Origin of the sequence: Vitreimonas sp. (assembly GCF_035627415.1) — a bacterium.
Classification (GTDB): Bacteria; Pseudomonadota; Alphaproteobacteria; order Caulobacterales; family Aquidulcibacteraceae; genus Vitreimonas.
Window position 1 is genome coordinate 108,925 of record NZ_DASPLU010000007.1, and the last position, 19,624, is coordinate 128,548.

At 65.3% G+C, this 19,624-nt stretch carries 21 protein-coding genes and 1 pseudogene; 13 read left to right on the forward strand and 9 right to left on the reverse strand.

What is annotated here, in order from left to right:
- Nucleotides 1-12: 12 nt before the first annotated feature.
- The 5 genes from VEA80_RS05205 to VEA80_RS05225 all read right to left on the reverse strand — a co-directional run bounded on the left by VEA80_RS05205 (nt 13) and on the right by VEA80_RS05225 (nt 6,280).
- The gene (locus VEA80_RS05205) at nt 13-624 is read right to left on the reverse strand and encodes a glutathione S-transferase family protein (protein ID WP_325059639.1); all 612 of its coding nucleotides are present in this window, start codon (nt 622-624) and stop codon (nt 13-15) included.
- A gap of 124 nt (nt 625-748) precedes the next feature.
- Nucleotides 749-2,431, reverse strand: a complete 1,683-nt coding sequence (locus VEA80_RS05210; RefSeq protein ID WP_325059640.1) for a M28 family metallopeptidase — start codon at nt 2,429-2,431, stop codon at nt 749-751.
- Between the two features lie 57 nt (nt 2,432-2,488).
- Entirely contained in the window at nt 2,489-4,033 is a 1,545-nt protein-coding gene (locus VEA80_RS05215) for an ATP-binding protein (RefSeq protein WP_325059641.1), read from the reverse strand.
- Nucleotides 4,034-4,135: 102 nt separating this feature from the next.
- The gene (locus VEA80_RS05220; RefSeq protein ID WP_349257213.1) at nt 4,136-5,137 is read right to left on the reverse strand and encodes a cysteine synthase A; all 1,002 of its coding nucleotides are present in this window, start codon (nt 5,135-5,137) and stop codon (nt 4,136-4,138) included.
- 69 nt (nt 5,138-5,206) lie between these two features.
- The gene (locus VEA80_RS05225) at nt 5,207-6,280 is read right to left on the reverse strand and encodes an NAD(P)/FAD-dependent oxidoreductase (protein ID WP_325059643.1); all 1,074 of its coding nucleotides are present in this window, start codon (nt 6,278-6,280) and stop codon (nt 5,207-5,209) included.
- Nucleotides 6,281-6,408: 128 nt separating this feature from the next.
- On the opposite strand from VEA80_RS05225, the gene VEA80_RS05230 reads away from it, so the two are divergent.
- The 3 genes from VEA80_RS05230 to VEA80_RS05240 are packed head-to-tail and all read left to right on the forward strand — an operon-like array spanning nt 6,409 to nt 9,117.
- Nucleotides 6,409-7,143: a DUF4956 domain-containing protein gene (locus VEA80_RS05230; protein WP_325059644.1), complete on the forward strand. Its 735-nt coding sequence runs from the start codon at nt 6,409-6,411 to the stop codon at nt 7,141-7,143.
- Nucleotides 7,133-7,993, forward strand: a complete 861-nt coding sequence (locus VEA80_RS05235; RefSeq protein WP_325059645.1) for a hypothetical protein — start codon at nt 7,133-7,135, stop codon at nt 7,991-7,993. Before VEA80_RS05230 ends, VEA80_RS05235 begins: the two co-directional genes overlap by 11 nt.
- Nucleotides 7,990-9,117: a metallophosphoesterase gene (locus VEA80_RS05240; RefSeq protein ID WP_325059646.1), complete on the forward strand. Its 1,128-nt coding sequence runs from the start codon at nt 7,990-7,992 to the stop codon at nt 9,115-9,117. The genes VEA80_RS05235 and VEA80_RS05240 overlap by 4 nt, the downstream gene beginning before the upstream one ends.
- Here the strand turns inward: VEA80_RS05240 and VEA80_RS05245 are convergent.
- Nucleotides 9,114-10,169: a hypothetical protein gene (locus VEA80_RS05245; protein ID WP_325059647.1), complete on the reverse strand. Its 1,056-nt coding sequence runs from the start codon at nt 10,167-10,169 to the stop codon at nt 9,114-9,116. The genes VEA80_RS05240 and VEA80_RS05245 overlap by 4 nt on opposite strands.
- 36 nt (nt 10,170-10,205) lie before the next feature.
- Complete coding sequence (locus VEA80_RS05250; RefSeq protein ID WP_325059648.1) at nt 10,206-10,328, reverse strand: hypothetical protein; 123 nt, start codon at nt 10,326-10,328, stop codon at nt 10,206-10,208.
- A gap of 238 nt (nt 10,329-10,566) precedes the next feature.
- Here VEA80_RS05250 and VEA80_RS05255 point away from each other — a divergent pair, with 238 nt between their 5' ends.
- Genes VEA80_RS05255 through VEA80_RS05265 form a run of 3 tightly spaced genes read left to right on the forward strand, consistent with a single transcriptional unit; the run spans nt 10,567 to nt 12,854 of the window.
- Entirely contained in the window at nt 10,567-11,805 is a 1,239-nt protein-coding gene (locus VEA80_RS05255) for an aspartate aminotransferase family protein (RefSeq protein ID WP_325059649.1), read from the forward strand.
- A 10-nt stretch (nt 11,806-11,815) separates the two neighbouring features.
- Nucleotides 11,816-12,472 (forward strand): 2-hydroxychromene-2-carboxylate isomerase, encoded by a 657-nt coding sequence (locus VEA80_RS05260; RefSeq protein WP_325059650.1) that lies wholly within the window; start codon nt 11,816-11,818, stop codon nt 12,470-12,472.
- Between the two features lie 43 nt (nt 12,473-12,515).
- A complete protein-coding gene (locus tag VEA80_RS05265) occupies nt 12,516-12,854 on the forward strand; it encodes a hypothetical protein (protein WP_325059651.1) in 339 nt (112 codons plus the stop codon).
- Between the two features lie 2 nt (nt 12,855-12,856).
- On the opposite strand, the gene VEA80_RS05270 is transcribed toward VEA80_RS05265, so the two are convergent.
- On the reverse strand, nt 12,857-13,087 hold the full coding sequence (locus tag VEA80_RS05270) for a hypothetical protein (protein ID WP_325059652.1): 231 nt from the start codon (nt 13,085-13,087) through the stop codon (nt 12,857-12,859).
- 145 nt (nt 13,088-13,232) lie between these two features.
- On the opposite strand from VEA80_RS05270, the gene VEA80_RS05275 reads away from it, so the two are divergent.
- The 7 genes and pseudogenes from VEA80_RS05275 (at nt 13,233) to VEA80_RS05305 (ending at nt 18,664) form a co-directional block, all read left to right on the forward strand.
- A complete protein-coding gene (locus VEA80_RS05275; protein ID WP_325059653.1) occupies nt 13,233-13,688 on the forward strand; it encodes a hypothetical protein in 456 nt (151 codons plus the stop codon).
- Nucleotides 13,689-13,691: 3 nt separating this feature from the next.
- Nucleotides 13,692-14,075: a phage holin family protein gene (locus VEA80_RS05280; RefSeq protein WP_325059654.1), complete on the forward strand. Its 384-nt coding sequence runs from the start codon at nt 13,692-13,694 to the stop codon at nt 14,073-14,075.
- Nucleotides 14,072-15,004 carry a DUF3618 domain-containing protein gene (locus tag VEA80_RS05285; protein WP_325059655.1) on the forward strand — a complete coding sequence of 311 codons (933 nt, stop codon included), beginning with the start codon at nt 14,072-14,074 and terminating at the stop codon, nt 15,002-15,004. Before VEA80_RS05280 ends, VEA80_RS05285 begins: the two co-directional genes overlap by 4 nt.
- 104 nt (nt 15,005-15,108) lie before the next feature.
- A pseudogene (locus tag VEA80_RS05290) lies at nt 15,109-15,623 on the forward strand (Ku protein); the annotation flags it as partial.
- Nucleotides 15,624-15,629: 6 nt separating this feature from the next.
- Complete coding sequence (locus VEA80_RS05295; protein WP_325059657.1) at nt 15,630-15,971, forward strand: hypothetical protein; 342 nt, start codon at nt 15,630-15,632, stop codon at nt 15,969-15,971.
- A gap of 3 nt (nt 15,972-15,974) precedes the next feature.
- Entirely contained in the window at nt 15,975-17,636 is a 1,662-nt protein-coding gene (gene ligD, locus VEA80_RS05300; protein WP_325059658.1) for a non-homologous end-joining DNA ligase, read from the forward strand.
- Nucleotides 17,636-18,664 carry an ATP-dependent DNA ligase gene (locus VEA80_RS05305; RefSeq protein WP_325059659.1) on the forward strand — a complete coding sequence of 343 codons (1,029 nt, stop codon included), beginning with the start codon at nt 17,636-17,638 and terminating at the stop codon, nt 18,662-18,664. Before ligD ends, VEA80_RS05305 begins: the two co-directional genes overlap by 1 nt.
- Before the next feature lie 5 nt (nt 18,665-18,669).
- Here VEA80_RS05305 and VEA80_RS05310 read toward each other — a convergent pair whose 3' ends face one another.
- Entirely contained in the window at nt 18,670-19,476 is an 807-nt protein-coding gene (locus VEA80_RS05310) for a ferredoxin--NADP reductase (protein ID WP_325059660.1), read from the reverse strand.
- Nucleotides 19,477-19,624 lie beyond the last annotated feature (148 nt).

Genomic DNA, 19,624 nt, shown 5'->3' on the forward strand with positions numbered 1-19,624 from the left:
CGGCGGTTCCACTTACTGCCCTACCGGCGGCAGCGGTTCCAGCCCAAGCTCACGCTCGACCCGGCCCACCCATGCCTTCACGGCGGGATACGATTCCAGATCGAATCCGCCGCGAGGAGCGGCGCGGGTGTAGGCGACGAGCGCGATGTCAGCAAGAGTGAGCGCGCCGTTAACCAAGAAAGGCGCGCCTTGCAGCTGCAGTTCGAGGCGCGCCAGCGCGGCGGCGCCCTTGGTCAGCAAAACCGGATCGAGGTCCTCCTCGCGCTGGTTCAGGAAATACTTCCGCGCGATTCGCACGGCGATGTAGGGCTCGTGGCTGTACTGCTCCCAGAACAGCCACTCGAGCATCTTGGCGCGCTCGTAGGCGTCCTTCGGCACGAGATCGGAGTTCTCGGCGAAGTACAGCATGATGGCGTTCGATTGAGCGAGCATGCGGCCATCGGCAAGAATGGCGACGGGCACCTGACCAGCTGGGTTGATGGCCAGGAATTCCGGAGTGCGGGTCGCCCCTGAGAAGCTGCTGGTCTCGATCCACTCGAATCGAATGCCGAGCCGCTCGGCGACCCACTTCGTTTTCAGGCAGTTGCCGCTGTCCGAGCTGCCGTAAAGCCTGATCGCCGTCATTTCCCGCTCCTGAACCGGCAAATGCGCTCTGGCCCGCACGGGAACAAGGGGCGCCCGCTAAAGTGCGCCTATAGCGGGACGCCTGCGGGCGCGGCGCCAAGATATCGCCGCCGCCCGCTTCACCTCAGCGTCGGGACGCTTCGCGTGCGGCGCGAAACTCGGCGTTTTCACGCCACTCCGGCCACATGCCGCTATCGGCGAGACGACGACCGACCGCGTACAGCGCTTCAAGGTCCTGGGCCCCTCCGCTCATGTCCCACGCCTCCGTCACCTCGTCCGAAGGCTTGTGATAGTTGTGCGCGACGTAGGCCTCATTGATCGCGCGGCCGCGCTCGACGCCGCCATCGACCATGTCGATGCCATTCGAGGTGTAAAGCACCGGAATGCCGAGTTGCGCGAAGTGGAGGTGGTCCGAGCGGTAGAAATATCCGGCCTCGGGCGACGAATCCGGCGCAACGCGTCGGCCCTGCGCCTGCACGGCCTCCGCAATCAGATCGTCCATCTGGCTCTTGCCGAAGCCAACGACTTCAATGTCGTGCGTCGGGCCTGCGTTGTTGATGCCGTCCATATTGATCGCCGCAACCGTGTTGCGCGGCTCGAACAGCGGATGCTGCTGGTAGTAGAGTGCGCCGAGCAGGCCTTGCTCCTCCGCGGTCAACGCTATGAAGGCAACCGAACGCTGCGGCGCGCCTTCGGCGCTGAAGCGGCGCGCCAGCTCGATCAGCGCCGCCGTGCCGGTGGCGTTGTCGAGCGCCCCGTTGCAGATGTCGTCGCCGTCGATCGCAGGGCAGCGGCCGAGATGGTCCCAGTGCGCGCTGTAGATGATCGTCTCCTGCGGACGTTGCGTCCCTGGCAACACGCCGACGACATTGTTCGTCGTGCGCGTTTCGGTGCGGGTCTGCAGCTCGATCGAACCGCGGAGGCTCCCCATCGGCACGGCGCGGAAGCCGCGCGTCTGCGCGCGGGCCTTCAGGCGGTTGAAGTCGAGCCCGGCGCGGCGGAAGGTCTCCATCGCGACATCGTTGTTGATCCAACCTTCGAAGCCGGCGCGATTGGCGCCGCGGTCCGCGCGCACGACGTCCCAGCGCGCGCTGCCGGTCGACGATTGGATCACTTGCCAGGGATAAGACGCTGGCGCTGTTTCGTGGATGATGATCGCGCCCGCCGCGCCCTGCCGGCCGGCTTCTTCGAACTTGTAGGTCCAGCGACCGTAATAAGTCATGGCGCGGCCGCCGAAGCCGCGGTCGTCGCCAGTTTCAAAATCCGGATCGTTGATCAAGATCACGGCAATCTTGCCGCGCATGTCGACGCCTTCGTAGTCGTTCCAACCCAGCTCCGGCGCGTTGACGCCGTAGCCGACGAACACCAGCGGCGCGTTCTCGATGTCTACGGTCGGATCGAGCCGGCGCGTCCAGGCCGAGAACTGGGTCGCGTATTCGTATTGGCGGGCGCCGTCGCGGCCGCTGAGCGTCAGCGTCGGCGTGTTCGTCAATGTCGCGGCGGTAAGCTGCGTTTCCTGCACCCAGGAGCGCGTGCCGTCCGCGAGCACGACGCCTGGCTGGAGGCCGGCCGCTTCATAAGCCTGCTGCAGGTACTCGATCGTGAGTCGCTCGCCATTGGTTCCGGGCGCCCGGCCCTCGAACGCGTCCGACGCCAGAACGCGGACGTGACTCAACAAGGCTTCGGGCGAAAGCGGCGGCGCGTTGAACGCCGCTATATCGTGCGCCGGCGCACCGGCCTCTTCTGCCGGCGTCGCACAGGCGGCAAGTGCAATCACAGCCGCTGACGCAATGTGATGGAATTTCATGAGCGTCTCCCCAGGTGAGAGCCGCACCATATACAGCCGCTTCGAGGATGGAAGCGCTCAGCTTCCCGTCAGGATCAGGCGACGTATTGCCCCGAAGAGTTCGTTCGACGAGTAGGGCTTACGCAAGAGGAGCCAGTTCGGCCCGGCTTCGGGCAAATCGTCCTCGACGTAGCCCGTGCTGACGATGACGCGGATTTCCGGGCGCCTCTCGCGGAGCTTCTCCGCCAGGGCAAGCCCCGTCATGCCGCGCGGCATCACCATGTCGGTGAACAGCAGGTCGAACTCCAGGCCGGCCTCGATGAGCGCAATCGCCTCGGGGCCGTCGGCTGCCGTTGTGGTTTGAAAGCCTGCCGAGGAGAGGTGCAGCTTCAGCGCCTCGCGAACCATCGCGTCGTCGTCAACGATCAGAACGCGCATGGGAGAAACGGGCAGCGTCGGCGGCGCTGCCGAGATCGCCACCGGCGCTGGCGCTGCAGCCTTCGGCAGCGCCAGCGTGATCCGCGCGCCAGCACCGGGTTTGCTTTCAATGCGCAGGTTGCCCCCCGATTGCTGCGCGAAGCCGTAGACCATGCTGAGTCCCAGCCCCGATCCCTTCCCGACTTCCTTCGTCGTGAAGAACGGTTCGACTGCTCGCTCCCGCACCTCTGGCGACATGCCGCAGCCCGTATCGGCGACACAGATTTCGACGAGGCCCTCCGTTTCGCAAATCCGGATCGTTAGCTCGCCGACGCCCGACATCGCATCGCGCGCGTTGACACACAAATTGAGCAGCGCCGTCGTCAGCTGCACGGGATCGGCGAAGGCGTGGAGGCCGTGCTGAACCTCGACATCGATTTCGATCATCGCGCCGATCGCCGGGCGGATCAGCATCAGGGCGTCGGTCAAAAAGGACGCGAGATCGATCGGCTTCGGACTGAGCGTCTGATGTCGCGCGAAGGCGAGCAAGTGGCGGGTCAGCTCGGCGCCACGCAGCGCCGCCTTCTCGATCGTCGCGGCGGCGCGCTCGAGCTTTTCATCACCGACCACCGCGCGCGCTAAAACCTCGGAGGAGTTCAGCACAGCGGCGAGGACGTTGTTGAAATCGTGGGCGATGCCACCGGTGAGCTGGCCGATCGTCTCCAGCTTCTGGCTGTGACGCAACTCTTCTTCAGTGCGACGCATCGCCGTGATGTCGCGCGAGACGAAAATCGCGCCCTCGATCTGACCGGTGGTCTCATCGATCAACGGCCGGCTGGAGAGGAGAAAGAAGTTGTCCGACTGCCCAGGGAAGCGCGCGCGCAGTTCGATGCTCTCGATGAAATCGCCTCGGAGCGCGCGATTCAAAGGCCATTCGGAAAACTCGAGTTTGCGCGATCCGTCAGCTGTGTGGATCGCGTAGGCCTCTTCCCACTCCTCGCGCGTGCGCGGCGCGGGCGCACCGTCCAGATGCTTGCGCTGCGATTTGTTGCCAAAAATGACAGCGCCGGTGCGGTCCACGACCAGCACGTGTTCGGTCATGCTGTCGATAATGGTTTCGAACAGCGCCGCGCGGCGAAGTGCGATCTGCTCGCGCGTCAACTCGCATTGTCCGCCGGTCTGCGCCAGCTTCAGTGATGTCAGCATCCCGCGCCCTTTGACGCGACGATAGAGTGCGAATCGTCCGCTCGCCATGGCGAGAGGTCGCATGCGCTGCAATCCGTTTCAGCGAACGCAAATCGTTCGCGATTAGGCCAGCCAAGGCGGCGTTGGCAATTCCTTCGAGCGCAGGAATTCGGGGTTGAAAAGCCTGCTCGTGTAACGATTGGCGTAGTCGCACAGTACCGTCACGATTGTTTTGCCGGGGCCCAGCTTTTTCCCGAGTTCGATGGCGCCGAGAACGTTCAGCGCAGACGAGCCGCCGACCGAAAGCCCCTCCTCCTGCACCAGATTGTAGAGGACCGGCAGCCAGTCCTTGTCTTCGATGCGAAACGCCTCGTCGACGGCAACGCCGTCGAGGTTTGCGGTAACGCGGCCCTGGCCGATGCCCTCGGTGATGGAGCTGCCCTCGGCGCGGAGCTCCCCGTGCTTGTAGTAATTGTAGAGCGCCGCTCCACCTGGATCGGCGATGCCGATGACGACATCGCTGTTCTTCGCCTTGAGCCCTATCGATACGCCGCCGAGAGTGCCGCCAGAGCCGACTGCGCAGATGAAGCCGTCGATTTTGCCCTGGGTGTCGCGCCAGATCTCCGGCGCGGTCGTGTCGATGTGACCCTGACGGTTGGCGATGTTGTCGAACTGATTGGCCCAGACGGCGCCGCGCGGATCGGTTCGCGCCCGCTCCTCGGCGATACGGCGCGCGACCTTCGGATAGTGATTGTCGCTCGCCGCCGGCGCAGCGTCGACTTCGACCAGTTCAGCGCCCAGCGCGCGCACAGCGTCCTTCTTCTCCTGGCTCTGCGTGCGCGGCATGACGACGACAGTGCGATATCCCTTCGCCGCGCCGACGAGCGCGAGGCCGATCCCGGTGTTGCCGGCCGTGCCCTCCACGATCACGCCGCCTGGCTCCAGCGCGCCGCGCTTCTCGGCGTCGAGCACGATCGCAAGCGCGGCGCGGTCTTTCACCGACTGGCCGGGATTGAGAAACTCGGCCTTGCCGAGGATCGTGCAGCCGGTCTCTTCCGAGGCCCGTCTGAGCTTGATCAGTGGCGTGTTGCCGATGGCGTCGATGACGGAAGCATATAAGGTCATGCGATCAGGGTTAGGCATTGGCGATTCCGCCTTCAACTACACGGTCAGTTTAGTTTTCCGACGGCCCGATCAGGCGACGCCCAGCTTCTTCTGCAGGTCGGTTGAGGATGTCGTGTAAAGAAAGACGAGCCGCTCGCCGGGCCGGGCGATCCGGAAAGCGGCTTGCGCCATCAGCGCGCCCTCGTGGAAGCCGCATAGGATCAGCTTCAGTTTCCCCGCATAGGTGTTGATGTCGCCGATGGCGAAAATGCCCGGCTCGCTGCTCTCGAACTTCTCCGTGTCCACCGGGATCAGGTTTTCGTGCAGGTTCAAGCCGAAATTCGCAATTGGCCCGAGCTTCATGGTGAGGCCGTAAAACGCCAGCAGCTCCTCGCACGGAATTTTGTAACCGCCCCTCTCCTTGCTGTGGCATTCGACAGCGCTCAGTGCTCCGCCGGCGCCGATCAGGCCTTTCAGGTCCGCGATCTCCAGCCGCACTTTGCCTTCGGCGACGAGTTTGCGCATCTGCGCGACCGAGTGAGGCGCGGCGCGAAAATCGTCACGGCGATGGATCAGTGTCGTCGATTTGGCGATCGGCTGCAGATTGAGAACCCAGTCGAGCGCACTGTCGCCGCCGCCGGCGATGACGATGTCACGGCCGCGGAAACGCTCCATCTGCCGCACGGCGTAGTGAACACAGTTTCCTTCGAACGCTTCGATGCCCTCGATTTTCGGCTTGCGCGGCACGAAGGAGCCGCCGCCGGCGGCGATGACGAGCACGGGCGCGGTGATACTCGTGCCGAGTTCGGTTCGCAGCGTGAACTTGCCGTCACCTCGGCGCTCCAGCGCTTCAGCCATCTGGCCGAGATGAAACGTCGGTTCGAACGGCGCGATCTGCTTCAACAGCGCGTCCGTGAGCCCTTGGCCCGTGACGATCGGCAAAGCCGGAATGTCGTAGATGGGCTTTTCTGGATAGAGCTCGGCGCATTGGCCGCCCGGCCGGTCGAGCACATCGACGACGTGCGCCTTCAGATCAAGCAGGCCGAGCTCGAATACCGCAAACAGCCCAACCGGCCCTGCGCCGACGATGATCACATCGGTCTCGTAGGCCTCGCCGGGCCGCGCCGACTGGACCTTCACTGGCGCCGGTTCGCCATGCTGCATAGGTTCGCCTCCAAGTGCTTCCACCATAACGGCGATTGCTGCGACCGTCTCGCTCGCCCGCCGAGAAACAAGGACTTACCGGAGCGGCTCAAGTCTCCTAGACTCCGCGGTGCGGCTTCGAGGCGAACATGGCGGTGGAGACGGCGGAGCAGAAGGAGCGGGAAGTCTGGAACGGACTCGCCAAGCTCGGCAAGCCGTACGCCTATCTGACTGCCTACTACCTGGCCATCGCGGCGGCCATCGCAGCGATGCTGCTTATTCAACCGCGTCTGATCCAATTGATGCCGGTCGGCGGCGCCGCAGATTTCGGCGCTGTCGGCCAAGCCGCATTCGAGCCGGTCGAGGCTGCGCAGGCGGCGCAGCCGGCGCGCTCGACTTTGGCGGACAGCGTCCGCTTGGCGCTCGCCATCATCGGCTCGTTCCTGCTGATGCTCCCGGTGACCTGGATCTGCATGGGCGCGCGCCGGCGCAAGGACGTCAGTCAATCCTTCATCCAGACCATCCTGGTGCTGCCGGTCATCATCACCGGCATCGTCCACGTCGTCCACAATTCGCTGGCGCTCGCGTTTTCGCTCGCCGGCATCGTCGCCGGCGTTCGCTTCCGGCACACATTGAAGGACAGCGCCGAGACAACCTACCTCTTCACGGCCATCGCTGTCGGCGTCGCTTGCGGCATCAATGCAGTCGAGGTGGCGGCGATCATCTCGATTTTCTTCAATTATACCGTGCTCGGCTTGTGGGCGATGGAGTACGGCGCCGCCACCACGGGCAAACAGATGTTCTCGCGCCAATGGATGGCGAAGGACGATGAGCCGAAGCGCTCTGAGAGCCGACAGGCGCGAGACGAAGACGATGACGACTAGATTCATCCTCGCGGCCGCCTTGCTGGCGTGCGCGTGCGCAGAGCCCGCGCCGTCGAGCGAAGCGCGGGCCCAGGAGCAGGCCGCCAGCATCGCGGGCTCGCTGTTCGCATCGACGCCGGATCGGCAATGGCGCCTGCCCGATCAACTGCGTGAAGTGTCCGGCCTCGCCGCGGCGCCTGGCGGGCGCTTGTTCGCCCACGATGACGAGCGGGCGGTGATCTATGAAATCGACGCCAGCCAGGGCCGCATCGTGAAAGCGTTCGCGCTGGGCGATCCAGTCGAAACCGGCGACTTTGAGGGTCTCGCGATCACGCCGGCGGGGCAGTTCTGGCTGGTCACAAGCCAAGGCGAGCTGCTCCGGTTCAACGAAGGGAGCGACGGCGAAATAGTCCGGTTCGCGAGGTTTGACGCCGGACTCCGCGGCGTTTGTGAGATCGAGGGCCTGGCCTCTCTGGCGGCGGAGGAAAGCCTCATTCTTGCCTGCAAGCGCAACGAGGCTCGCGGGATGCGCGACACGATTTCTCTTTACGCATGGCGTGACGGCGCGGGCATGGCGCGGCCCTGGCGACGTCTGCCGGAAGCGGAGCTGATCCGCGCGGCGGGGATCGAACACTTCCGCCCGTCCTCGCTCGACATCGATCCGCGTACAGGACGGCTCATCCTGCTCTCCGCACGCGACGGCGCCGTGGCGGAGCTGGACGGGGATCGCGTTTCCAGCGCCCGCGCGCTCGCCGCGCAGCACGTGCAGGCGGAGGGCGCGGCCGTGCTCGCGGACGGCTCACTCGCTGTCGCGGACGAAGGCGGCGACGGCCGCGCGCTTCTATCGATTTACGCGAGGGTCGCGGAATGAGATTGCTCTCGGTCCTTGCGGCACTTCTGATTGCGATTGGCTTCTGCAATCCGGCGCGAGCTCAAGCTGAGTGGGACAATGTCGAACGCGTTGTCGCGATCGGCGATCTCGAGGGCGACTACGAGAAGTTCGCCGGCATGCTGCGCACCGCGGGCTTGATCGATAGGGTGGGGAATTGGAGCGGCGGCCGTACGCATCTGGTCCAGCTTGGCGACGTGCCGGATCGCGGACCGAACAGCCGGATGATCATGGACCATCTGATGCGGCTCGAACCGCAGGCGCGTCGCGCCGGCGGCTACGTTCACGCACTGATCGGCAACCACGAGGCGATGAACGTAACGGGGGACTTACGCTACGTACATCCCGGCGAGTACGCGGCGTTCACGGACGCTCGATCGGCGCGGCGGCGCGAACAATTCTATAATCGCACGCTTGCGGAGCTCCGCCGTGCAACCCCGCGGGACCAGCTGCCCGCCTTTGACGATGCGTTCCGAGCGCAATGGGAGAGCGAACATCCGCTCGGATTTGTCGAGCACCGCGCCGGATGGGCGGCAAACGGGCGTTACGGCCGCTGGATTGCCGGGCACGATTCGGTGATCCGAATCAACGACACGCTCTACGTGCATGGCGGGCTCGGCCCATCCTTCGCCAATGCGCCGCGTGAAGCGATGAACCAGGCGGTGCGGTCGGCGCTGCGTGGGCGTCCTGCTTCGCGGTACCCAGACATCCTCGACCATCAAGAGGGACCGCTCTGGTATCGCGGGCTCTCGACCAACCCTGAAGCAGCCGAGCGCGCGCACCTGGAAGCGCTGCTCGCGTTTCACGGCGTACGGCGCATCGTCGTCGGCCACAGCAAGGTGACGTCCACGGTGCTGCCGCGGTTCGGCGGACGGGTGCTGGTCGCAGATATCGGCGTGCCGCGCGGTCACCGCGATCCGCACGCTTTTCTCATCATCGAGAACGGGGCGCCCATCACGGTGCATCGCGGCCAACGCGTACCGATTGAAGCGGGCACGCCGCAGGCGACTTGCGCCTACCTCGCCCGCATCGCGGCGCTCGACAGCAACGCAGGACCGGTGGCGCAGCTCACGGCGCAGCAATGCGCGCCGGCGGCGGCGAACTAGCGCCGGCAGCGATCTATGATCTGGCGCTGCACGCGCTGCGGGTCGTCGAGAATGGCGAAGAATTCGTCGAGATAACGCCGCGCATTGCGCCGATTGTTGGCGTTGAGCCGCGGCTCGCCGTCGATTACCGCATAGAGCGCGCTGCGCCGGGCGCGGATGCGCTCCGCCGCGGCCGGGACCTGTTCGTTGTGACGGCAGAGCCCGCGATAATAGCGCGTGCGGACGTTGGCGACGCCGAGACCTTCCGGTGGGATCGCGTACGGCGCGTTGACGAAGCCCGAATAGTCGAAATCGTATGGAATCGGGATCACGTTCTCGCGCGACTCCGCGGTCGCGCCCACCAGCTTGCTGTTGTGGCAGCATTCATCGCCAGCGTGGCCGCTGACCATGTCCCAGTCGAGATTTCCGATCATGTATTGGAAGAGCCCGTAAACGGCAGCGGTTTCGGTGTGCAGCTGTGACGAGCGCACCTCGTTCGACAGCACCTCCAGCGCCGCCATCTCGTTGTTGCGGCGGGCGACGTCGTCGAGGTCCTCGACGAGGAAGTTGAACTGCGTTTCTTCGCGTCGACGTCCTTCAGTGTCGCGATAGGTGACGCGCACGGGGCGAACGCGGAAGCTGAGCGGGGTTATTTCATTGTAGAGGCGGTAAGCAGTGTATTCGAGAACCGTGAGCTGTTCGTAGTTCGCGCCATTGCGGCAGCGGGTCACGAGCTTCAACCGGTTCTGACCTCGCATGGACGTGCCGCGGGTGGCGTCGAAATCGAGCCGAAGCGGCGGGAAGGTGCAAATGCCGCCGGTGCGGCGCGAAAAGCCGCGCGGCGACAGCTGGATATCGAAGCGCTCGGCTTGTGCGCCGGGAGCGGTGATGGTGGCGACCGCCGGTACGGCATCAGTGCTGCGGTCGGCGTTGCGGATGAGCGTGTTGAGCGGCGCTTCGAGAACGATCTGGACTTCGGCGTCATCCGAAAAGAGCGGGTGCTGGGCGGATGCTGGAAACGCTGCAAGCGCCGTGAGGAAGAAACCAGCGATAAATCCGCGAACCCCGAACATCGTTGCCTCCCGCCCTCTAGGGCAGTTTAGGCCAGATCAGAGGGTTTGGAAGCCGATAGCGGCAAGGGTCAACGGCAATGCGAGCGAAGCGACTAGGCACAGGGCGACCACGGCGGCGGCTTGGGCTTGGTGCAGCGCGGTGCGGGCGATACGGGCCATTTCTCTTCCTCCCTGGCCGGCGGCGCTCACGCCAGCGGCCATGGAGAAGGAATAAGCCAGCCCGACCACGGCCGCCGTGACCCTTGTCACACGCGAGAGGCAGGCTTGATCTCATACGGAAGCGCGGCAGCCTGATCTGCCCGCCGCAGGTGGCATTACCCCGCGCGCCAAAACCAGCTCGCTTTGCCCCAAGCCGTCCCCCTGCTAGCTCTGCGGTGCGCGAACTGGAGACCGCCCAATGAAGCCTTCCGCCCTTCCCCAGCACGGCCAGCCTTGGGAGGCGCTCGAAGCGCGGATGCGCGAAATGGCCCAAGGCGACGTGCAATGGCGGCAGGGACGCACCGGCCTCTACATTTTCAACGCCGGCGAAGACGTCGAGCGGGTCAAGAAGGCGGCCTATGCCATGTTCTCGGAGGAGAATGGCCTCGGGCCGGCGGCGTTTCCCTCGATCGCGCAGATGGAGCGCGAAGTGGTTGGCTTCGGGCTTGCTTTGCTGAATGCGCCGGAAGGCGCCGCGGGATCGATGACCAGCGGCGGCACGGACTCGATCGTCATGGCGGTGAAGGCGGCGCGGGACCATGCGCGGACGAAGCGCGGACTGGACAAGGGCCTCAACATCGTCATCCCGTCGAGCGCGCACCCGGCTTTCGACAAGGCGGCGATGATGATGGATCTCGAGGTGCGCCGCGTTCCGGTGACAGACTATCTCGCCGACGTGCCGGCGATGGCGCAGGCGCTCGACGACAACACGCTGCTGATCGTGGGCTCTGCGCCCTGCTTTCCGTTCGGCTTGATCGATCCGATCGAAGCGCTCGGCCGGCTGGCGCAAGAGCGCGGATTGTGGCTGCACGTCGACGCCTGCGTCGGCGGCTACATCGCGCCGTTTGTGCAGATGAGCGGCGCCGAGCTGCCGCCGTTCGATTTCAGTGTGCCCGGCGTCTGGTCGATCTCAGGCGATCTGCACAAGTACGGGTACGCTTCCAAAGGCGCGTCGACCGTGTTCTTCCGGACGCGCGAGCTGCTCGACTTCATGACGTTCGACGCCGGCCCGTGGCCGCTCGGACGAATGGCGACGCCGACGCTCGCCGGCACGCGGCCGGGCGGCGCCATCGCCGCGGCCTGGGCGGTGACGCAATTTCTCGGCGTCGAAGGCTATCGCGCCAAGCAGCGCCAAGTCACCCAGGCGCGCGAGAAGATCGAGGCGGGCGTGACAAAGCTGGGCTTCCGAGTGCTCGGCACGCCGCAGCTCGGCATAGTCAGTTTCACGCATGAGAAAGCCGACGCGCTGGCCCTCTATGCGAACATGCACCACCGAGGCTGGTTCACGGCGGCGTTGCTCGAGCCGAAGGCGCTGCACCTGATGCTGTCGCCGAAGCACGACGAGGTGGCGCACGAGTACCTGGCGGATCTCGAAGCCGCTCTCGGCGAGGTTCTGGGCGGCGCCAGCGAACAGATGACCGCGCGCTACGCGCACTGAGGAGTCACCGGTGACGTATACGTTCGATTTCTACTTTTCGTTTCGCAGCCCCTACTCGTATCTAGCCACACCGCAGATCGAGCAGCTGATCGCGCAGTATGATCTGCGGCCGCGAATGCGAATTGTGCTGCCGATCGCCCTGCGCATTCCTGGCTTTTTCAAGAACGTAAACCCGCTCTGGCCGCCTTATCTGCTGCGCGACACCTTCCGCATCTCGCAAATGCTGAACATCCCCTATCGCTGGCCGCGGCCCGATCCCATCGTGATGGATCACGCCGCCAACGAAGTCGCGGCCGAGCAACCCTACATTCATCACATCAGCCGGCTCGGCGCAGCCGCCGAACGGCAGGGCCGCGGTTTCGAGTTCGTTCGCGCGGCCGCGCACGCGATCTGGTCGGGCCAGGTCGACAATTGGCACGAAGGCGATCACCTGAAGGGCGCGCTCGCCGCGGCCGGGCTCGACCCGAGCGAGACCGATGAGATGGCGCGCGCGCAAACCGCCGAGCTGGACATCGAGATCGCCGCCAACGAAGCGGCGCAGCGGAATGCGGGGCATTGGGGCGTGCCGCTGTTCGTGTTCGATGACGAGCCCTTCTTTGGTCAGGACCGGATTGAGCACCTGATGTGGCGCATGAAGCAAGCGGGCCTGAAGGCGCGCGGCGGTTAGGAACTCGTCAGCCGCTGCTCCGTTGGCCGAGACGGAGGCTTGTATGACCCACCTCGTAGACGCTTACGCCCTGCTAGACGCGTTCGAATCCACCGACCCGCACATGCCGCAAGTCGTGTTTTCGCTGCTGCAGGTTTACCGTGACCACGGGCCGTTCGACTTCGACGCGTCGTCGTTGGCCGAGCGGATGTCGCACCTGAACATCGCCGGCCGGCTCAACGCCGAGAAACTTGCGGCGCTGCAGCCGCAAATCGAAGTTTTCTTCGAGCAGACGCCGCAGGGCTGGGTACCGCGGCCCGGTGTGCTGGCGGTAAGCGCCGACGGCCAGACGCCGCCCTATGCCGATTCCGGCACGGGCGAACGCCTGTCTCGTCTGACCTGACCTCATGGGTGCGGTTTGTTGTGGCGGCGGTCTTCCTGATTCATGCCACCGCGGCTGATCGGGAACTCCGAGTGGCGCGCCTCGTCGTCGAACTGTTGTGCGTCGCGGTCGGCGTCGTCATCGGCGATGTTCCCGTCGGCGTCTCTGCGGGGCATGTCGTCTTTGCGTTCGAGCATCCGCTTGCGCTGTTCCACGGTCTTGCTGCCTTGGCTGTGTGATTTCTGGTTCTTCATGAGCGTCGCGCCTCCTTCGGAAGCCAACGCATGCATCCACGCATCGTTCAGAACCGTGCGGCATGCGCTTCTTCAAAAGTTCATCGCGCCGGGAACAGCGTGGTTGAGTTGGCGTTGCTGACACATCCCTAACCAGGAGACGACCATGGAAACTCCCAACGGCACGCCCGGCGCGTCGACGACGCCGGCCGATAGCGCACGCCGCCTGAAAGAGTCCGCGACGACCGTGATCGACCGCACAAGGCAGGCTGCCGTCGGAAAGGCGCAAGAAGGCGTCCAACAGCTCGGATCGACCATCCACTCGGCCACCTCGGCGCTCCGTCGCGCGGCGGATGATGTCGAGACCGACAACAGCCTGCTCGGCGCGGCCCTGCGCAAATCCGCGGACTCGATCGATCAGGCCACCCGCTCCATCAGCGATGGCGACATCAATCGCATCGTCGACGACATCAACGGCTTCGCCCGTCGCCAGCCTGCGGTCTTCCTCGGCGTCACATTCGCACTGGGCTTCGCGCTCGCCCGGATCGGCAAGGCGGCGCTGGAGCAAACGCAAAACAGCGGCCAGACGGAAGAGCCGATTACGCAAATGCCGGGGCTTTGAATCATGCAAGCCGAACGTTCGCTCTCGGAGCTCACGCGAGATCTGGCGACACAGCTCAGCGATCTCATGCGCAACGAGGTGCGCCTCGCCCGCGCGGAGACGATGGAGACGGTCAAGGGCATGGGCGGCGGCGTGATGCGCGCTGCCACGGGGCTCGTGATCGGCGGCGCCGCCGTGACGGTGGCCTTGCTGGGAGTCGCTTATCTGCTCGGCGAAGCGATGCCGATGTGGATCGCGGCGCTCCTTTCGGCGGCGATCGGCGGCATCGCGGCGTACGTGCTCGTCACGTCGGGGATCAAAGCTATCAAGAAGGAGCGCGTCGGCTTGCCGCGAACAGCTGAGCAGGTCTCGCGCGACCTTCGCATGATCAAGGAGAAGGCATCGTGAGTGTCGAAACAGACCGCATCGAAGCGGATCTCAATCAATCGCGCAGCCAGCTGAGCGAAACGCTGGACGCCCTCGGCAACAAGTTGTCGCCCAATCACATTGCAAGCGAGGTTGCAGGCATGGCCAAGACGAAAGCCAAGAAGATCGCCTCAGGCGTAACTCACGGCGTAACGCGCCAGGCGCGCGACAATCCCCTGCCGCTGCTGCTGATCGGCGCGGGCGTGGCGTGGCTCGTAGTCAACAACCGCAACAAGGCGCACGAGTCGCAGATCAGCGCCGAGGATTGGTCGAGCGAGCGGCGCTATCGGTCGCTCGAAGAGGCGCGCTGGGCCACGCCGCGACTGCCGAACGAAACCGACGAAGCTTATGATGAGCGCGTGCATCAAGCGTACGCCAGCGCGCTCGGCATGAAGCAGAAAGCCGGCGAAGCGCTGAGCGAATTCAGGACCCGCGTGTCGCATGCGGTGGAGGGCGCCAAGCACGCCGCCGCAGGCGCCCGCGATCGGATCGGCCGCACGCTTTCCGGCGTCGCCCATCGGGCGACCGGCGGCGCAAGGTACGTCGGCGCCAAGGCGACGAGCGGCGCAAGCTATCTTTCGCACCGGGCCTCCGAGGGCGCGAGCTTCGTCTCGCACAAGGCCGCCGACGGCTATCACTATGTAGGGGCGAAGGCGACCGAAGCGCGCGACGCAAGCACCCGCTTCTATCAAGAAAATCCGTTGGCCGTGGGCGCCATCCTGCTCGGCGCCGGCGCGCTCATCGGCATGCTGGCGCCGCTCAGCCGCACAGAACGGGAAAGCCTGCGCGGCGTCGCCGACACCGTCGGCCGCAGCAGCGCCGAGTTCGCCGAACGCGGCGTACGCATGGTCGAGGAACGGGTGCAGGGCGCCAAGACCGGCGCAACGCCACCCGGCGAAGCGCTGCACTAAGTTCTAGTCCGTCGCTTTGACAAAGGGCCCGGTGTTCGCCGGGCCCTTCTCCGTGGTTGGAGTTCCCCGCCGCAACTTTAGCCGCCACGCAACGTTGCCACTTCATGGCAGCCCGTCCTTCCTGGCGCGGACATTTGAAGCTCTCGCTCGTCACGTGTCCGGTCGCGCTCTACAACGCGATCTCTCCCGCCGGAGACGTGCACTTCCACCTGATCAATCCGGACACCAAGCACCGCGTCAGGATGGTGACGATCGACGCGACGACCGACGAGATCCTCGACCGCAAGGACCTGCTCAAGGGCTTTGAGTTCGCCAAAGGAAAGTACGTCACGCTGACGAACGAAGAGATCAACTCGGTCCGCCTCGAAAGCACCAAGACGATCGACATCGACAAGTTCGTGCCCGCAGAGGAGATCGATCGGCTCTACTGGGCCCCTATTATCTCGTGCCCGATGGCAAGCTGGCGGCCGAGCCCTTCGCCGTCATCCGCGCCGCGATGGAGCGGGCCGAGCAAGTGGCGCTCGGGCGTCTCGTGCTGTCGCAGCGCGAACGGTTGGTGGCGCTGGAGCCGCGCGGCAAGGGCATCATCGCCACGACCCTTCGCAGCCACGACGAAGTGCGCGACATGAAGCAGTTCTTCTCCGACGTGCCTTCGGTCCGCACCGATAAGGAGATGGTCGACGTCGCCGCGAAGATCATGGCGCAGAAGGAGGCGGCGTTTAATCCGGCGACCTTCAAGGACCGATATGAAGACGCTCTCCGCGACTTGATCGCGCGCAAGCGCAAGGGTCAAGCTGTCGTCGAGGCCGAAGAGCCCGAGCGCGAGGAAGAGAGCAACGTCGTCGATCTGATGGCGGTGCTGCAGGCGAGCCTGAAGAAACGCGCCGCCGCCAAGAAGGCGCCGACGAAGAAGCGCGCGGCAGCCGCGTCGCGCCGGCGCGCCCCACGCAGGACGGCGAAGAAGTGACGCATGGCCGCCAAGAAGAAAACCAGCCCGGCGGATGCGAAGCTCGTGAAGTACCGCTCAATGCGGGACTTCCGCCTGACGGCTGAACCGAGCGGCGAACGCGAGGTCCTGCCGGCGGCGCACCTGCGCTACGTGGTCCAGAAGCACGCCGCGACGCGGCTGCATTACGACCTTCGGCTCGAGTTGGACGGCGTGTTCAAGTCATGGGCCGTCACCAAGGGCCCCTCGCTCAATCCGAAGGACAAGCGCCTTGCGGTGCAGACCGAGGACCATCCGCTGGATTATGGTGATTTCGAAGGCACGATTCCCAAAGGCGAGTACGGCGGCGGCACGGTCCTGCTCTGGGACCGCGGCTACTGGGCGCCGCAGGACAACGATCCGAGCAAGGCGCTCGCCAAGGGAGAGCTCAAGTTCGTGCTGAGCGGCGAGAAGCTGCAGGGTTCGTTCGTACTGGTGAAGATGAAACGCCGTGAGGGCGAGAAGCGCGACAACTGGCTGCTGATCAAACATCGCGACGCCTATGCGGTTGAAACGGACGGTGGTCCGGAGGAAGACGCCCGCTCCGTCGCGTCCGGGCGGGCGATGGATCAGATCGCCGCCGGCAAGGGCAAGAAGCCGAAGCCGTTCATGCTGCGGGCCAGCGGCAAGGCGGACGCTGTCTGGCGCTCCAACCGCGGAGAGGCCGCACAGGCCAACCCCGCGCCGAAGCGCACGGTGAAGCCGCGCGTGGGCCGCGCGAAGGCAGCGGTGGCGACAGCGGAAATTCGCGGCGTCGCCATCTCGAAAGCCGACAAACCGCTCTGGCCGGCGCAAGGCGCCTCGCCGCCCGTGACGAAGGCGGACTTGGCGGCGTATTACGAGTCTGTCTGCCGCTGGATGCTGCCGCACGTCGAGGGGCGGCCCTGCTCGATCATCCGAGCGCCCAACGGCATCGAGGGCGAGCGCTTCTTCCAGCGTCATCCGATGCGCGGGGCGTCTGAACTGATCACGCGCGTGAAAATCGCCGGCGTCGCCGAGCCTTATGTGCAGTTCGACACCGTGGAAGCGCTCGTTTCCGCGGCGCAGATCGCGGTGGTGGAGATGCACCCGTGGAATTGCCAGCCCGGCAAGCCGGAGACGCCTGGACGTATCGTGTTCGACCTCGATCCAGCGGACGATGTGCCGTTCGATGATGTCGTCACCGCAGCGAAGGAGATGCGCGAACGACTTTCGGTGCTCGGCCTCGAAAGCTTCTGCAAAACCACCGGCGGCAAGGGCCTCCACGTGGTCACGCCGTTCAAGCTGTCGCGTTCGCGAGATCTCACCTGGCCCGAAGCCAAGGCTTTCGCGCTCGAAGTCTGCCGACAGATGGCGGCGGACACGCCCGACAAATACCTGATCAACATGTCGAAGCAGAAACGCGTAGGCAAAATCTTCCTAGACTATTTGCGCAACGACCGCATGGCGACCGCTGCCGCCCCGCTCTCGCCGCGCGCCCGGCCGGGCGCACCCGTTTCGATGCCGTTGACGTGGGCGCAGGTGCGCAGCGGCCTCGATCCGATGCGCTACACGCTGCGGACTGCGCCCACGCTGCTGAAAAAGAGCACAGCATGGGAGGACTATTGCGAGGCCGAGCGGCCGTTCCTGGCGGCGGCGAAGAGACTGCTCGCCAAGCGCGGGCGCTGATGGCGGGCTTCCCACTGCCGCTTGACACCGCGCCGATGGAGGCGCGGCTGACGGAGGAGCTGCCCACCGATCCTGGCTGGCAATTCGAGCCGAAATGGGATGGCTTCCGCTGCCTCGCGTTCAAGTCAGGCAAGGACGTGGATCTGCGCGCCAAATCGGGCAAGCCGCTGGCGCGCTACTTTCCGGATGTGGTCGAGCGCGTGCGGGCGATGCCAGGCAAAAGTTTCGTCGTCGACGGCGAACTCGTCATCGCCGCCGAGGGCGGTTTCTCGTTCGAGGCGCTGCAGCTGCGGTTGCATCCAGCCGCCAGCCGCGTCGCAAAGCTGGCGGCGGCGCAGCCGGCCCAGCTCCTGCTGTTCGATTGCCTCGCCGACGCACGCCGGACCCTTCTCGACAAGCCACTGATCGAGCGGCGGGCGGCGCTGGAAAAGCTCTACCGCGACACGTCCGGCATCCGTCTTTCACCTTACACGCGCGATTTAAGAGTCGCCCGCACCTGGCTGAAGCGCACCGGCCGCGCCCTTGACGGCGTGATCGCCAAGCGCTTGGACGGCGCCTACATCCAAGGCGAACGCGCCATGCTGAAAGTGAAGCGGCTGCGCACAGCGGACTGCGTCGTCGGCGGTTTCCGATATGCGAGCGGCAGCAGGCTCGTGGGCTCGTTGTTGCTTGGCCTCTATGACGACGATGGTCTCCTCCATCATGTCGGCTTCAGCTCGGCGATCGCGAACGCCGATCGCGCGCCCTTGACCAAGCGGCTGGAGGCAATTGCTGGCGGCGCAGGCTTCACCGGCCGCGCGCCGGGCAGCCCGAGCCGCTGGAGCACCGAGCGCAGCACCGAATGGACGCCGCTCGCGCCCAAGCTCGTCGTTGAGGTGCGATACGACCACGTCACCGACAACCGCTTCCGGCACGGCGTCAGCGTCTTGCGCTGGCGGCCGGACAAGAAGCCGAGCCAGTGCACGTTCGATCAACTCGAATCGCCGGCGCCGCCGATGGAGGTGCAACGCTTATTGCGCAGCGCCTGACCGGCTCAGGACGCGAACGCGCGCTCGATGACGAAGCTGCCCGGTTCGCTGTTGGCGCCCTCGACGAAACCTGCCCGCAAGGCCAGCGCCTTGACATCGTTCAGCATCGGCACGGAGCCGCAGATCATGACGCGGTCATGGTCAGTGTCGAACGCCGGTACCCCCAGCGAATGGAAAAGCTCGCCGCTGTCGATCAGCGTGGTGATGCGGCCGCTGAGCGGGTGCGGTTCGCGTGTCAGCGTCGTGACGTGACGCAGCTTGGGGCGCGCCTCCTCACCGACCAGCGGATCGGCCAGCGCCGCAACGACCACTTCGCGCCCGTAATCGAGTTCGCGATCGGTGCGGCAGGTATGCGTGAGGATCACCTCGTCGTAGCGTTCGTAAGTCTCAGGTTCGCGGATGAGGCTCGCGAACGGCGCGATGCCGGTGCCGGTCGACAGCAAGAACAGGCGCCTGCCGGGCAGCAGCGCGTCAAGCACCAGCGTGCCGGTGGGCTTGCGGCCGATCAGGATCTCGTCGCCCGGCTGGATGTTCTGCAGCCGGCTGGTCAGCGGCCCGTCCGGCGCCTTGATCGAGTAGAAGGCGAGGAGATCGTCCCAGGCGGGGCTCGCGATCGAGTACGCGCGCAGCAACGGCTTCTCGCCGACCATGAGCCCGATCATTACGAACTCGCCGGAGCGAAACCGCAATCCCGCCGGCCGCTCGCAGGTGAAGGCGAACAGCTTGTCGGTATAATGCGTCACGCTGTGCACCCGCGCGCCGTAGAGGTTTGCAGGCACGGCAGGACGCGTCAGAGAAGCTTGCTCGCTCATCAACTCAACCGGGGAAGCGGCGCGGGGGCGCCAAGGAATTCGTGCCGGCTCTATAGCCAGCGGGATTCGCAAATCGCCAGCGACACGACGAAGCAGGCGCAGTGGATTGGCCGCCCCGGCCGCGCAGTAACCACGAAATCGCCATAGA